The organism is Stenotrophomonas sp. 71799_Sma (genome assembly GCF_056482505.1).
This window is the reverse complement of record NZ_CM151202.1, coordinates 4,084,023-4,099,271: the sequence shown is the minus strand read 5'-3', so window position 1 is coordinate 4,099,271 and position 15,249 is coordinate 4,084,023. Positions and strand designations below refer to the sequence as shown.

The 15,249-nt window shown below is 66.8% G+C and carries 9 protein-coding genes; 3 read left to right on the top strand and 6 right to left on the bottom strand.

What is annotated here, in order from left to right:
• Positions 1-10: 10 nt before the first annotated feature.
• Positions 11-661, top strand: a complete 651-nt coding sequence (locus ACZK4Z_RS18945; RefSeq protein ID WP_005414428.1) for a response regulator — start codon at positions 11-13, stop codon at positions 659-661.
• Between the two features lie 638 nt (positions 662-1,299).
• On the opposite strand, the gene ACZK4Z_RS18940 is transcribed toward ACZK4Z_RS18945, so the two are convergent.
• Positions 1,300-3,942, bottom strand: coding sequence for a hybrid sensor histidine kinase/response regulator (locus tag ACZK4Z_RS18940; RefSeq protein WP_180838234.1), 2,643 nt, complete (start codon positions 3,940-3,942; stop codon positions 1,300-1,302).
• A 66-nt stretch (positions 3,943-4,008) separates the two neighbouring features.
• Positions 4,009-5,178 (bottom strand): OprO/OprP family phosphate-selective porin, encoded by a 1,170-nt coding sequence (locus ACZK4Z_RS18935; protein ID WP_071228137.1) that lies wholly within the window; start codon positions 5,176-5,178, stop codon positions 4,009-4,011.
• Between the two features lie 332 nt (positions 5,179-5,510).
• Here ACZK4Z_RS18935 and ACZK4Z_RS18930 point away from each other — a divergent pair, with 332 nt between their 5' ends.
• Together ACZK4Z_RS18930 and ACZK4Z_RS18925 are read left to right on the top strand one after the other, a co-directional pair.
• On the top strand, positions 5,511-6,854 hold the full coding sequence (locus tag ACZK4Z_RS18930) for a dicarboxylate/amino acid:cation symporter (RefSeq protein WP_049398388.1): 1,344 nt from the start codon (positions 5,511-5,513) through the stop codon (positions 6,852-6,854).
• Between the two features lie 230 nt (positions 6,855-7,084).
• A complete protein-coding gene (locus ACZK4Z_RS18925) occupies positions 7,085-9,376 on the top strand; it encodes an NADP-dependent malic enzyme (protein WP_032129106.1) in 2,292 nt (763 codons plus the stop codon).
• A gap of 522 nt (positions 9,377-9,898) precedes the next feature.
• Here ACZK4Z_RS18925 and ACZK4Z_RS18920 read toward each other — a convergent pair.
• From ACZK4Z_RS18920 to ACZK4Z_RS18905, 4 genes are all read right to left on the bottom strand, one after another.
• On the bottom strand, positions 9,899-10,042 hold the full coding sequence (locus tag ACZK4Z_RS18920) for a hypothetical protein (protein ID WP_164080778.1): 144 nt from the start codon (positions 10,040-10,042) through the stop codon (positions 9,899-9,901).
• Positions 10,039-10,854: a hypothetical protein gene (locus ACZK4Z_RS18915; protein WP_478450989.1), complete on the bottom strand. Its 816-nt coding sequence runs from the start codon at positions 10,852-10,854 to the stop codon at positions 10,039-10,041. The genes ACZK4Z_RS18920 and ACZK4Z_RS18915 overlap by 4 nt, the downstream gene beginning before the upstream one ends.
• A 206-nt stretch (positions 10,855-11,060) precedes the next feature.
• Positions 11,061-11,795, bottom strand: a complete 735-nt coding sequence (locus ACZK4Z_RS18910) for a basic secretory protein-like protein (RefSeq protein ID WP_125895078.1) — start codon at positions 11,793-11,795, stop codon at positions 11,061-11,063.
• Complete coding sequence (locus tag ACZK4Z_RS18905; protein ID WP_125895080.1) at positions 11,792-15,136, bottom strand: GH92 family glycosyl hydrolase; 3,345 nt, start codon at positions 15,134-15,136, stop codon at positions 11,792-11,794. The genes ACZK4Z_RS18910 and ACZK4Z_RS18905 overlap by 4 nt, the downstream gene beginning before the upstream one ends.
• Positions 15,137-15,249 lie beyond the last annotated feature (113 nt).

Genomic DNA, 15,249 nt, shown 5'->3' with positions numbered 1-15,249 from the left:
CAATGGCGGCATGAGCGAATACACCATCCTGATCGCCGATGACCACCCGCTGCTGCGTTCGGCAGTGGTGCAGTCATTGCGGCAGAGCCTGCCGCTGGCGCAGGTGCGCGAGGTCGCCAGCGCCGAGGCATTGGCCGAAGCCCTCGACGCGCACCCGGACGTGGACCTGGTGCTGCTCGACCTGACCATGCCTGGCGCACACGGTTTTTCCGCGCTGCTGCACGTGCGTGGCTCGCATCCGGACATTCCGGTGGTGATCCTCTCGTCCAACGACCACCCCCGTGTGATCCGCCGCGCCCAGCAGTTCGGTGCCGCCGGTTTCATCCCGAAGTCGGCCCCGGCCGAGACCATTGGCGAGGCCGTGCAGGCGGTGCTCGATGGTGGACTGTGGTTCCCGGCGATGGCCGCCGAGCGCTCGGAGGCCGACGCCCTGCTGGCCAGCCGCCTGGCCCAGCTGACCCCGCAGCAGTTCCGCGTGTTGCTGTGCCTGGCCGATGGCCTGCTCAACAAGCAGATCGCCTATACGCTGGGATTGGCCGAGAACACGGTGAAGGTGCATGTCACCGCGATCCTGAAGAAACTCGAGTGCCATAGCCGCACGCAGGCGGCGGTGCTGGTGAAGGCGCTGGAGCCCGAGGGCGACGCCGGCATCGGGTTGTAGTTTCCAGCCAACGGCGCAGCCCCTCGTGGGTGGACACGTAGAGCAGTTCATGGGTGAGGCCGGGCAGGTGGACTGCGCAGGGGCCGCTGCAAGTACGTCCATGTAAGCTCGGTCGCCGCTTGCTCGTGTGCGCTGTCCTGCGCACACGGCAAGACCCGGGTTGGGCGTCCTGCCCAACCCGCCCGAGGCATGCCTCGGGCCCATGCGGCTCACGCCCCTGCGCAGTCCACCTGCCCGGCCACGGACAGGTTCCGTGCGCATCCATCCACGGAAGAGAAAAGAACATCAAAAGCAAAGGCAGCCTGGCAGGCCGCCTTTTGTAGAGCCGAGCCCACGCTCGGCTGCTTTGCGGTCAGTCCGCGATGCCGAGCATGGGCTCGGCTCTACACGAGCAAGCGCAGCGCGCGACCGGCTTTTGTTCTTCTTTTTCTTCTCCGTGGGTGGCAGGCCACCGAAATCTGTCAGAGGCCGGTCGGGTTGGGTTCGCGGGGGTGTCAGCCGCATGGATGCGGCTGCCAAGCCTCCAGGGATGGATTCACGGCGTCCCCCGCGCACCCAACCCTACCGGCCCACCCACGGCTTCTGCTTTCCACGACCAACCAGGCACCACCCACGAGGGGCTGCGCCGTTGGCTGGAATCACCCGCGATGCCGGATCAACAACTGACTCATCAGCGCCCGCAGCGCCGGCGGTTTCACCGGCTTGGCCATCATTCCCCAGCCACGCTCGGCAGCCATCTCACGCAATCCCGCATCGCGCTCGGCAGTGACCAGCACCACCGGCGGTCGGGCCCGCCACAGCTCTGCCAATGTCTCGTACAGCACCGGGCCGTGGTGGTCACCCATGCGCACATCCAGCAGCACCAGCTCCGGCACGGTTGCCGTCGTGGCCAACTGCAGCGCTGCCTGCGGGCCATCGGCCAGCAGCACCTCGCAGCCCCACCGCTCCAGCAGCGCGCGGCTGGCCGCGCACACGTGCGGATCGTCATCGATTACCCACACACGGCGCCCTCGCAGCGGGTTGTCCGCCGCCGGTTCCTGCGCCAGCACCGGCGCGGGCGCGGTGGCGGGAATCGCGCTGGCGTCGCCGAACGGCACGCCCACAGCGAACACGCTGCCCTGGCCCAGCTGCGAGCGCAGTCGGATCGGGTGTCCGAGCAGGCGGCCGATGCGGTCGACGATGGCCAGGCCAAGGCCGGCACCGCGCTGCTGGCCGTCGTGCAGGCGGCGGAATTCCTCGAAGATCTCGCCCTGCAACGCATCGGGGATGCCGGGGCCCTGGTCGTGCACTTCGATCCACAGCAGGCCCTCGCGGCGGCGGCAGCCGAGCAGCACGCGGCCACGTTCGCTGTAGCGCAGTGCGTTGGACAGGAAATTCTGCAGGATGCGGCGCAGCAGCGCTTCATCGCTGACCACTACGGCATCGGTATCGACCCAGTCCACCACCAGGCCACGTGACTGCGCGGCGATGCCGAATTCGCGCGCCAGTGTCTGCAGCAGCGGCCCGAGCCGGAACGCCTGCACACGGGTCGGCAGGCTGCCCGATTCCAGCCGCGCGATATCCAGCAGACTGTTGAGGATCGCATCCTGCGCGGCCAATGCAGCGTCGATGTGATCGCTGGTCTGCTGCTGCGCCGGATCGCTCAGCTTGCCGCGCAGCACCGAGACGAACATGCGTGCTGCGTTGAGCGGTTGCAGCAAGTCGTGCACGGCCGAGGCGACGAAGCGGGTCTTGTAGCGGTTGGCCTGTTCGGCCTCGCGGCGTGCTTCGTCCAGGTCGTGGGTACGTTCGGCGATGCGGTGTTCCAGTGCATCGGCCAGCGAGCGCAGTTCGCGTGCAGCATTCTTGTAGCTGGTGATGTCGGCGTAGCTGGTGACGAAACCGCCGTCGGGCAGCGGGTTGCCGCGGATCTCCAGCACCGTACCGTCGTCCTTCTCACTTTCGCGCATGTGCGGACGGCCGCTGCGCAGGTGGTTGAGGCGACGCTCGATGGCCTCGTCGACCGGGCCGGGACCGAGCAGGCCACGGCGTGCGTTGAAGCGGAACAGTTCCTCGATGGGCCGCCCCACGCGCACCAGGTCCAGCGGGAAACGGAACAGTTCCAGGTAGCGCGAATTCCATGCGACCAGACGCAGGTCCCGGTCGATCACCACCACGCCCTGCGGCAGGTGTTCAAGGCTGCGGCTGAGGCCGCTGTCGGCATCGGTGGCGGCCTGCAGCAGGCCATCCTGTGCGGTGCGCAGTTCCTGTGCATGCTGCTTGAGCAGGGTTTCCAGCTCGCGGCGGCTGCGCAGGCGATGCTTGGCCAGGCGCCGGCGCTGCTGTATGAACAGCACCAGGAAGCCCAGCGCCAGCCATGCGGCACCTCCGGTAAGCGCGGCCGCACGGCCGGCGGCGGTGGCGGCACTGGCGTCGTGCAGCAGGTGCAGGTTCCAGTCTTCGGCCGGCAGCGCAAGGCTCTGCCACAGCATCGGCTGCGGCAATGCCGGATCCAGCAGGCGCACCATGCGGCCGCCATCGGCCAGTACATCCTCGGTACGTGCGCGCAGTGGCTGCAGGGTGCGATCGGCGTACTGGCGGGCGTCCAGCATCTCGCGGCGCTCATCGGCGCCCAGTGGGCGCAGCAGGCGGTAGCGCCAGCTGTCACGGTTGGCCAGGAACACCACGTCGTGGTCGTCGCTGGCCAGCACCACGTCAGGGCTGCTCAGCCACTCCTGCTCCAGTGCCGACAGCTCGACCTTGATCACCACCACGCCGAGCCGCCTGCCGTCTTCCTCGATGGCCTGCGACAGGTAGTAGCCGGGCACGCCGGTGGTCATGCCGATGCCGTAGAAGCGGCCGCGGCCCTGGGCCAGCGCCTGGCGGTAATAGGGACGATAGCTGTAGTTCTCACCGACGTTGGTGGTCGGCTGGTCCCAGTTGCTCGCCGCCACCGCCACGCCATCGTGACCGACCAGGGTCAGGGTCGAGGCACGGGTGACTTCATTGGCGCGTTGCAGCTTGAGGTTCAGCCGCTGCCGTTCGGTGGGCGAGGGCGGTACGCGCAGCGCGTGCAGCAGATCCGGATCCAGTGCCAGTACCTGCGGCAAGGTGCCGAAGCGGTCGATGCGCTGCTGCAGGCCTTGGCCATACAACTGCAGCTGGCGTTGTACCTGGCTGCTTTCCTCGCCGAGGGCGCGCCGCCAGGCGTAGTGGCCGGCGGCGACCGCACACAGCACGGTGCCGCCGACCATCACCGCGATGGTCAGCAACAGCATCCGGTGGCGGCTGAGCCAGTACATGGCGGCAGTCTACGCAGGGCCGGCGGGCGTGGCGTGCACGCCCGCCGGGATCTGACGTGGAAGGGGTCAGAAGTGCATCTGCGCGCGCAGTTCGAAGATCTCCGGCGTGCTGTGCACGCCGCGACGGCTGGCGTCGACCTTGACGTAGTTGGCCTGGAACTTGAAGTGGCTGGTCAGGTACCAGTTCGCACCCAGAGTGAGGTCGTGCTGGCGGCCGCCGAGGATGCTGCCATCGTCGAGGTCCATGCGGCTGTAACGGGCCACCAGTTCCACCGCGCCGTAGTCGTGCGCCGGCTTGATGTTGGCCACCGCACCGGCGTTGTACGGGCGCGATTCGCCGGTCAATACCCAGCTGGCCATCGCGTACTGGCCGCTGCCGGTGTAGTCGGGCTTGCCGTCATGGCGGGTGACCGTGGCGCGCAGGGCTTCGGCCTGCACCGAGAACGGGCCGCGGATCCAGATGCCTTCCAGGCCGGTGCGGCGGATCTGGTCGGCGGTGACCAGCGCGCCGGAATCGACATAGCGGATGTCGGTCAGGCCGGCTTCCGGACGTGCGCGCAGGCGCGCGCTGGCCTCGTGGTGCACGTCGCGGCCATCGCTGTAACCGCGGGGATTTTCCTGCGAGTAGGCCAGGCCCAGGTGGATCACGTCACCCGGCGCCTTCACCGGGGTCCACACCGCACGCACGGCCTGGGTGGTGCCCGGGTTGTCACCCTGCAGGTCCTTGCCGCCATAGGCGCCGGCCTGCAGCAGGTACTGCGGACGCTCCAGCACCCATTCCACACCCGTGCGGCGGCCAGCGTAGAAGGCCTGCACCGGCAGCGCGGTTTCCAGGAAGCTGCCGGCGCGCGAGGATGTGTTCGCGTCCAGGCCGACCGGGGTCTTCATGTAGCCGAAGCGGAAGCGGCCGATGTCGCGGCCGAAGAAGGCCTTGCTTTCGAAGCGCACGAACACGTCCAGCCAGGTATCGGACTGGAAGTCGTAATAGACCATCGCGTCGTAGACGCCCTTCTTCTTCAGCGTCGCACCGAACTCCTTGCGGCGCACGGCGTCGTCGTCCTCAAGGCCGCTGCCCGAGGAGAAATCGTTGTAGTCGTAGGCGATGTTGGCGGTAGCGGCCAGCTCGGTGCCGTCGCCGAAGGCGTACTTGGTCGGCCAGTTGTCGAAATCGGCAGCCGAAGCGAAGGCGGGAAGCGCGGCCAGCGACAGGGCCAGCAAGGTGGGAATCGGGCGCATGTTGGGTGCGGCTCTCTCAGATTGCGTGTGGACAGGACAACAACGGCCGCAAGGGCCGGAACTTTCGCAATGACGCGCCCGGCCGTTCAGCTCGGGCCACCGGCCTCCCCGTGATCGGGCGGTGCGGCGCCAGTGTAGGCATCGCGGCCACCTGAACCGGGGGGCTAGTACCAATAGGTTATCTGCGCCAGCGTGCCCGGCGCGTACAAAGGCGTCCATTGGTCGCACCCCCTGCGCGTGCTGCACAGGGCCTGCGGTCAGTTTCCACGGTAACGGTTCCCGTGCAGTCCCGGGGCCGTACGTGCCTGAAAACGCCCCTTCCGGAGTCCGCCATGCACATCCCGACCGCAGCACCGGTGCCTGCAAAGCCGTTGCCGATCTATCGCCAGCTGTACTTCCAGGTGATCGTGGCGATCGTCCTGGGCGCCATCCTCGGCCACTACGAACCGTTGATCGGCGAGAAGATGAAGCCGCTCGGCGATGCCTTCATCAACCTGGTGAAGATGATCATCGCACCGGTGATCTTCCTGACCATCGTCACCGGCATCGCCGGCATGACCCACCTGCGCACGGTGGGCCGCGTATTCGCCAAGGCGATGGCGTACTTCCTGTTCTTCTCCACGCTGGCGCTGATCGTCGGCATGATCGTGGCGCACGTGGTGCAGCCCGGCGCCGGCATGAACATCAATCCGGCCGAGCTGGACCAGACCGCGGTGCACAGCTACGTCGAGAAGTCGCATGACCTGACCCTGGTCGGCTTCCTGATGGACATCATCCCGAAGACGCTGCTCAGCGCGTTCGTCGATGGCAACATCCTGCAGGTGCTGTTCGTGGCCGTGCTGTTCGGCATCGCGCTGGCATCGGTGGGCGAGAAGGGCAAGCCGATCGTGAACTTCCTGGAGGCGCTGGTCGCCCCGGTGTTCAAGCTGGTCCACATCCTGATGAAGGCCGCGCCGATCGGTGCCTTCGGCGCAATCGCCTTCACCATCGGCAAGTACGGTGTTGGCTCGCTGATCAACCTGGCCTGGCTGGTGGGTTCGTTCTACCTCACCGCCTTCCTGTTCGTGGCGGTCATCCTGGGCCTGGTCTGCCGCCTGTGCGGCTTCTCGGTGTTCAAGCTGGCGCGCTACCTGAAGGCCGAACTGCTGCTGGTGCTGGGCACCTCCTCGTCGGAGTCGGCGCTGCCGTCGCTGATGGAGAAGATGGAACGCGCCGGCTGCAGCAAGTCGGTGGTGGGCCTGGTGGTCCCGACCGGCTACTCGTTCAACCTGGACGGCACCAACATCTACATGACCCTGGCCGCGCTGTTCATCGCCCAGGCCACCAACACCGAACTGACCCTGGGCCATCAGATTGCCCTGCTGCTGGTCGCCATGCTCAGCTCCAAGGGCGCGGCCGGCGTCACCGGCGCCGGCTTCATCACCCTGGCCGCCACCCTGGCCGTGGTGCCGGAGGTGCCGGTGGCCGGGATGGCGCTGATCCTGGGCGTGGACCGCTTCATGAGCGAATGCCGCTCGCTGACAAACTTCATCGGCAATGCCGTGGCCACGGTGGTGGTCTCGCGCTGGGAGGGGGCGCTGGACCGCAACCGCCTGAAGCTGGCGCTGGATGGCCGCGAAAGCGAACTGCCGCCGCTGATCGATGCCGTGCCCGAGGCGCTGCCGGCCAGGGGCTGATCCAGGTGTGTCGTACCGCGGGGCCGATCACGACAGTGGTACGGCCCCGCGGCGTTTCAAGGCGTCCCATGGCTGTCATGGGACGCACCGAAGCTGGTGTCGCGGTACCGTCGCATACGGCACGGAATTGTGCGGTCGCAGCATGCCTGCGACAGGATAGCGACAGGTCCAGACGCTCCAACGGGGGTATCATCCCCTGTCCCTTCTGCCCATTCATGTAACCCACATCGATGTCCAACGAAGATTTCAAACAGGCCGCCCTCGATTACCACCGGATGTCCCCGCCGGGAAAGATCAAGGTTTCCGCTACCAAGCCCATGCTGACCCAGCGCGACCTGTCGCTGGCGTATTCGCCGGGCGTGGCGTACGCCTGTGAAGCGATCAAGGCCGACCCGCAGCAGGCCAGCGAGCTGACCGCCCGTGGCAACCTGGTGGCGGTGATCTCCAACGGCACCGCGGTGCTGGGCCTGGGCAACATCGGCGCGCTGGCCGGCAAGCCGGTGATGGAAGGCAAGGGCGTGCTGTTCCAGAAGTTCGCCGGCATCGATGTGTTCGACATCGAAGTGGATGAAACCGACCCGGACAAGCTGGTCGACATCATCGCCTCGCTGGAACCGACCTTCGGCGGCATCAACCTGGAAGACATCAAGGCGCCGGAATGCTTCGTGGTCGAGCGCAAGCTGCGCGAGCGCATGAAGATCCCGGTGTTCCATGACGACCAGCACGGCACGGCGATCATCGTCGGCGCAGCGGTGCTCAACGCCATGGCGATCACCGGCAAGAAGATCGAGGAAGTGAAGCTGGCGACCACGGGCATGGGCGCAGCTGGCATTTCCTGCGTGAACATGCTGGTGCAGCTGGGCCTGAAGCCGGAGAACATCCTGGCCTTCGACCGCGAGGGCGTGATCCACACCGGTCGTACCGACCTGGACCCGGAAAAGCAGCGCTATGCGCGCGACACCGACAAGCGCACCCTGGCCGAGATCGTCGACGGCGCGGACATCTTCCTGGGCCTGTCGGCGCCGGGCATCCTGACTGCCGACATGGTCAAGACCATGGCGCCGGATCCGGTGATCTTCGCGCTGGCCAACCCGACTCCGGAAATCATGCCGGAGCTGGCGCGCGCCGCCCGTCCGGACGCGATCATCGGCACCGGCCGTTCGGACTACCCGAACCAGGTCAACAACGTGCTGTGCTTCCCGTACCTGTTCCGTGGTGCGCTGGACGTGGGCGCGACCGCGATCAACGAGGAAATGAAGATCGCCTGCGTGCGCGCCATCGCGGCGCTGGCGCGTCGTGCGGCCACCGACATGGGTTCGGCCTATGGCGGCGAGACCCCGAGCTTCGGTCGTGAATACCTGATCCCGCGCCCGTTCGACCGCCGCCTGCTGGTGGAGCTGTCGGCCGCCGTGGCCCAGGCCGCGATGGACTCGGGCGTGGCCTCGCGCCCGATCGACGACATGGGCGCTTACCGCGACAAGCTGGCCCAGTTCGTCTACCGCACCAGCCTGATGATGAAGCCGGTCTACGACCGCGCGCGCAGCGACAAGCAGCGCGTTGTGTATGCCGAGGGCGAAGAGGAAGTGGTGCTGCAGGCGGTGCAGAACGTGGTCGATGACGGCCTGGCGCACCCGATCCTGATCGGCCGCCCGGAAGTGATCGAGTCGCGCATCGAGCGCCTCGGCCTGCGCCTGAAGATCGGCGAGAACGTTGAAGTCACCAACATCAACGACGACCCGCGCTTCAACGAGTACTGGCAGTACTACCACGGCCTGACCGGCCGTCGTGGCGTGACCGTGGCCGCGGCGAAGAACCTGATGCGTTCGCGCCCGACCCTGATCGCTGCAGTGATGGTGGCCCGTGGCGAAGCCGATGCGATGCTGACCGGCATCGTCGGCCGCTTCCACAAGAAGCTGGGTTACGTGCGCAGCGTGCTGCCGCTGGAGCCGAAGGTCACCTCGACCTCGGCGATGACCGGCGTGATCAACCAGCAGGGCGTGTTCTTCTTCGTCGATACCCACGTGCAGGAAGACCCGACCGCCGAGCAGCTGTGCGAAGCGACCCTGCAGGCGGCCTACCGCATGAAGCTGTTCGGCATCGAGCCGAAGGTGGCGCTGCTGTCGCACTCCAACTTCGGCAGCCACGATTCGAAGGACGCGCTGAAGATGCGCCAGGTGCGCGAGCTGCTGCTCAAGCGCAACCCGCGTCTGAACGTAGATGGCGAAATGCAGGGTGACACCGCATGGGACGAAGCGCTGCGCCAGAAGCTGCTGCCGGGCTCGACCCTGCAGGGTCGCGCCAACCTGTTCGTGCTGCCGAACCTGGAAGCGGCCAACATCGCCTACAACCTGGTGCGTGTGTTCACCGACGGCGTGGCGATCGGCCCGATCCTGATGGGCGTGAACAAGCCGGTGCACATCCTGACCACCAGCGCGACCTCGCGCAGGATCCTGAACATGACCGCCATTGCGGCGGTGGATGCGCAGATCCGCAAGCAGCTGGAAGCGGAAAAGAAGGCGTAAGCCTTCTTTCCGATTCCAGCTGCAGAAGCGCGCCCCCCGGGGCGCGTTTCTGTTTCCGCAAAGCGGAAACGGGTAGTGCCGGCCGCTGGCCGGCAACCGCAATCATGTCCACCACCACCGCAGCCGGCCAGCGGCCGGCTCTACCGCCCGCCGGCCTGTGCCACACGCGCTACGCCGCCCGGTCATTTCCCTGCAACGCCTTTGCGGCCCAATACGCCCACGCGGCCCGGCCGTGGGAAGGGACCGGACCGGCCTTCCCACCCTGGGCCCGACCAACTTTTCATGGGCGAGGGTGTCATGCGCAATCGAGTGACGCGGCGGTACTTCCAGCAGCTGTTCGCGCTCTACGCCGGCTTCGTGCGGTCGCGCTGAGGCAGCGATGTGGCAGCGCCGGGCCATGCCCGGCGAGCGCGCAGCGTGGCGAATCAGGCATTTCGCCGGGTGTGGCCCGGCGCTACCGAGCGAACGTGGCAAAGATGTGCCGCAGTGGTAGCTATTGAGCTACCGAAATATCTCCGATGGTCACCCTTCCTCCGCCACCATATCCCCGGCTACATTGCAGGCCTTGCCGCAGTAGAATTTCCCAACCGACGCTGCGATTGCTGCGCCTCCCAGGCACGCGACCACGATCATCAGCCAGCGATTGCGTTTCGACTTTCCTTTCATTTCATTTCTCCTTTTCTTCGATTCGATATCTCGATATGCCATCGGTTCGATTCCCGTTGCTGGTCCGGTGAGAGTTGGCTCCAGAGCCGCTCGGCATAGCGAAGCCCCTTGCCGCCACTGGCCTGGCTGAATGCGCGCGCATAGGCGTGTGCGCGTGCTGCATCGCGAGGCACATGCAGGCCATCCTCAAAGGTGGCCGCAAGAAGCATCAGGGTATTGCTGTCACCCGAGTCCGCGGCTTCGTTGAGGAATCTCACTGTCGCTTCCTTGAATCGCTTGACGAGCTCTTCATCGAACATGGAGTGCTCATCGTCGAACTGATGAGACGCCAGTCCCGAGAACATCAATTTCGCAGTGGAGTCGCCGTCTGACGCCGCGTAGTAGGCGAGGTCATAGATGGAGTGTTCTGATTCAAGAGCGGAGCAGTCTGAGTCACCCAGAACGTTTTCCCGGAACTCACGCTGCTGGTCGGGAGTCAGTCCCGTCGGAATGTCTGTTCCCGCCAAGCTTGCGGCGTTTGTGCAACGCGCTATGTCCTGCGCCAGCAGAAGGGCCTGCTGGGGCGACAACTTTCGGCGAATTGCAATCAACTGAGTCCCGGCGGCGGCAACGCTTGCGGCCTGCGTCGCCTCGATCGCAGCATCTTTTCCGTTGATACGAACCCGTACGGTCTGCTGCTCTTGGGGGGCAACAGCGAGAACGCTCGGCGTGTTGCTTCTCGTCCAGATCGCGGTCGTGATCAGTGCAATGGCTGCTCCTGTCACCAGCACAACGACCGCTTTGCGCCTACCGACCTTGGTTCTGATTTTCATGCAAGCAAGGTTAGCGACCCTCGCTCAGTCACGATGTCGGTTGCTGCCGCGTGCTGTTGTGAACAGGCGCCTATCCGACTTGTCGGATTACTCCGCGTGAGATCGTAATGAGATCCCGTTGGGCAGGTCATGCCGGGCCATGCCAGGCGGGCGCGCAGCGCGGCGAAACAGGCGTTTCGCCGGGCAAGCCACGGTGCTACCTGCGGTCAGCGCTTGCCGCGCCGTGCCGGCGCCGGTGCATCCGAACGCGGCTTGGCGTACTGCGCCCACAGCGCCGGCAGTGCCTTGCCGGTGTGCTTCTGCCACAGCGCCGGTGCATAGCGGCCGTCGCGCAGGGCCTTGTCCAGTGCCAGCACCAGGCCGGGATGTTCCGCCTCCGCCCACTTCAGGAACGCACCGGCCACCCGGTAGCCGCTGTCGACGTTCTGCCCCTTCTCGACCTTCACCGGCAATGCCCAGCCAGCGGCGGCGTTGTCCATGCCGTAGCGGTCGCGCGCGTAGTCGGCGATGCCTTCCACCAGCCAGCCCGGTACCCGTGCATCGCCGTAGCCGGGATACCCCTGCACGATGTGCATCGCCTCGTGGGTGACCAGGTCGATGTCGTTCGGATGCTGCGCCAGCCAACCCGGATTGATGGTGATCGTCGCTGCCTGGTCCTTGTCGCCGACGAAGGCGATGCCGGTGTAGGCCGGATCGATCACGATGCGCACCATTGACGGCGCAGCGGGATGGAAGTCCGCACGTTCGCGCAGGTACGCGAAGAAGAACGTATCGATCACCCGCTTGCGCTGCGGTGCGGCCAGGGCGCCACGGGCGTCCTGGTAGTTCAGCGTCACGCCGTCGCGGGTCAGCTGCGTATCGAACGCCTGGGTCTGGCCGAAGCTTGAGAAGGACAGGGCAACAAGGGCCAGAGGCAGTAGACGGAAGCGCATGCAGCTCATTGTACGGTGCCGGCCGCCAGCAGTTCGATCTCCGCCAGCGGCAGCCGTGCCGGTGCCGCCAGGCGCAGGCGGTACTCGCTGTAACGACCGGGTTTGGCGATGCGGAACGGACGGGTCTGGCGGGCGGATTCGAAGTCTTCGCCGCTGCGCTGGTCGAGCACGGCCCAGCTGCCGCCGCCGTTGCGCGCCTCCAGCGTCCACTCACCGCCCTGGATGCGGCCGTCACCGCTGGTCAGCGTGTACATCGTCGGGGTGCCCTCGGCCAGGCCGGTCAGCGCGATGGTTGCACCGGCGCCCAGACCCACCGTGGTGCCGGCATCGTCATCGACCAGCGCGGGCAGGGCACGGCCATCGGCCAGCGTCGCCTTCGCGCCGCTGCCGAGCAGGTCGTGCAGCAGCTGCGGGTGCTGGCCGCGCGCGGTCAACGAGCGCGGCACATCGTCCACGCCGCTGCCCCAGCGCGAGGGGCGGGGTCCCATCACGAAGTCGAGGGTCGCGCCCTTGGCGATCAGGTCGTGCGGCACCCAGGTCTTCGTCCACGGCGTACCGTTGATCTTCAGCGACTGCACGTAGACGTTCTCACGCGAGTTGTTGGCCGCGTTCACGGTCAGCACCGCGCCACCCTGCAGCTCCACCCGTGCATGCTCGAATGCCGGCGAGCCGATCACGTACTCCGGGGCGCCCATGCGCAGCGGGTACAGGCCCAGCGAGGCCAGTACGTACCATGCCGAGGTTTCACCGTTGTCCTCATCGCCCGGGTAGCCCTGGCCGATCTCGCTGCCGACGTACAACCGCGACAGGATCTCGCGCACGTGCTGCTGGGTCTTCCACGGCTGCCCGGCGTACAGGTACATCCACGGGATGTGGTGCGCCGGCTGGTTGCTGTGCGCATACATGCCCATGCGCACGTCGCGCGCTTCGGTCATCTCGTGGATGGTGCCGCCGTAGGAGCCGGCCAGTGCCGGGTCCGCGGTTTCAGGTGTGGCGAAGAAGGTATCCAGCTTCGCCGCCAGCTTTTCGCGGCCGCCATACAACGCGGCCAGGCCTTCGCCGTCATGGGCGGCGGTGAAGGCGAAGGTCCAGCCATTGGATTCGGTGTAGTCGTGGCCCCACACGCGCGGATCGTAGGCCTTTGCGTCCACGCGCCAGCGACCATCGGCCTTGCGGCCCTGGAAGAAGCCTGCCGCCGGATCGAACATCGTCGCGTAACTGGCGGCGCGATGGCGGAAGTAGTCGGCCTCGGTGCTGTAGCGCTCGCGTGCGGCGGGCGCGGTCGCGCGCTTGGCCAGGGCATCGGCCATGTTGGCGATGCCAAAGTCATTGAGTGCGCCTTCCATCGTCCACGACATGCCTTCGTGCACGTCGGCACTGGCATAGCCGCGGAAGGTCGAACGGTTCATGCCCTTGCGGCCGACATGGCGGTCCGGCGGCACCACGGTCGCGTTCTTCAGCGCGGCGGCATAGGCCTCGGCCGGATCGAACCCGCCGATGCCCTTCAGCCATGCGTCGGCGAAGGCCACATCGGAGCTGGTGCCGACCATCAGATCGGCGTAGCCCGGCGACGACCAGCGTGCAATCCAGCCGCCGGCGCGGTACTGCTCGATGAAGCCCTGCACCAGCTGCCCGGCATCGTCGGGCGTGAACAGCGCATAGGCCGGCCAGGTGGTGCGGAAGGTGTCCCAGAAGCCGTTGTTGACGAATACCTTGCCGTCGCGCACGGCGGCATAGCTGCGGGTCGCGCTGCCCTCGGTGTTGTCATCGCTGGCGCTGGCCTGGTTGGCGTAGCGCCACTCCGGTGCGGCGGCGCTGCCCACGTTCTCATGGCCGGAATTGGGGTACAGGAACAGCCGGTACAGGCTGGAGTACAGCGTGGTCTTCTGGTCGTCGCTGGCATCGCCGATGTCGAAACGGGCCAGGCGCGCATCCCATGCATCCTGCGCACGGCCGGCCACGCTTTCCAGTGTATCGGCGGCGGCCATTTCCAGGGCCAGGTTGTGCCGTGCCTGCTCCACCGAGATCAGCGAGGTGGCGATGCGCATGGTCACCCGCCGGTCGCTGCCGGCATCGAATTTGATGTAACCGGTCGGTCGGCCGGTGTTGAGGCGCCCACTGCTGCGCCACGGCCTGTCGAAGCTGGCCACCACGTACATGCGACTGGCGCCGTTGGACAGCCCGCTGCGCGTATCGGTGTAGCCGGACAGTGTCTGCGTGGCAGCGTCCAGGGTCAGGCCACCGCGTGCATCGACATTGTCGAACAGCAGGTTGGCGTCGCCGCCCTCGGGGAACTCGAAGCGGAACAGCGCGGCATGATCGGTCGGCGCGATGGCGGCCGCGATGCCGTTGTCGAAGCGCACGTCGTAGCGATACGGGCGCGCGCTTTCATGGCTGCGCTCGAATGACAGCGCGCGCTTGCGACGGTCGGCCTCCGGCACGCCACGGCTGGCCGAGGGCATCACCTGGAAGGTCTGGCGGTCGCCCATCCACGGGCTGGGCTGATGGCTCAGCGCAAGCGCCTGCAGCTGCGGGCGGTTCTGTGCGTCGTTCTGTTCGTTCCAGCGGTACAGCCAGTTCAGTGCGCCAGCATCGGTCACCGGGGTCCAGAAGTTGAATCCGTGCGGTACCGCGGTGGCCGGGAAATTGTTGCCGCGCGAGAAGGTGCCGTTGGCCTGGGTGCCACGGGTGGTCAGCACCCAGTCGGAGACGCGCGCTGGCTGCTGACGTGGCACTGTGTCCAGGCGCACGTCATCGATCCAGCCCGAGACCGGTGCACCGTCGGCACTGGCCACGTCCAGTTCGATCGCCACCACGCGGCGGCCCTTCAGCGCGGGCACGTCGCCCAGCCGCACCGCCTTGCGCGCCCACTGCTGCGGATACAGCGTCTTCGAATCGCCCTGCGCGCGCGCACCGATGGCCACGCCATGCTGGTCGCGTGCAGCGCTGGCCGAAACGCGGCTGCCATCGTCCAGCAGCAGGTCCAGTGACACATAGGTCGAGGCCACGGTGTCCTTGCCGACGATCTCCGGCAGCACCAGCCACGACAGGGTGGTATCGGCCTCGATGGTCATGTCCGCCTTGAACAGCTCGCGTCGCGCGCTGCCGCCTTCGCTGCTGTAGCGCAGTGCATGCAGGCCGCTGTAGCCCGCATTGCGCTTGGCGGCGTAAGGCGCAGCAGGGCCGTTGCCGATCGTGACCTGCAGTGCGCCTGCGGCCGGTGCCGGCGTCGGCTGGCCCGGTTCGAACGAGGTCTGCAGTCCCTGTGCCAGCACCGGCATCGCGGTAGTCGCACAGGCCAGGGCCAGGGCGAGCGGAAGCAGGGCGCGGCGTGGATCGGACAGGGTCATGCAGGGGTCTCCCGGAAGGGCAGGCGGCGGGCAGAACCCGCATCGGCGGACACCACGGACAGCATCGCTCCGCCCGCCGGGATGGCAGTGGAAGAAGCGATGCCGGTCCGGTG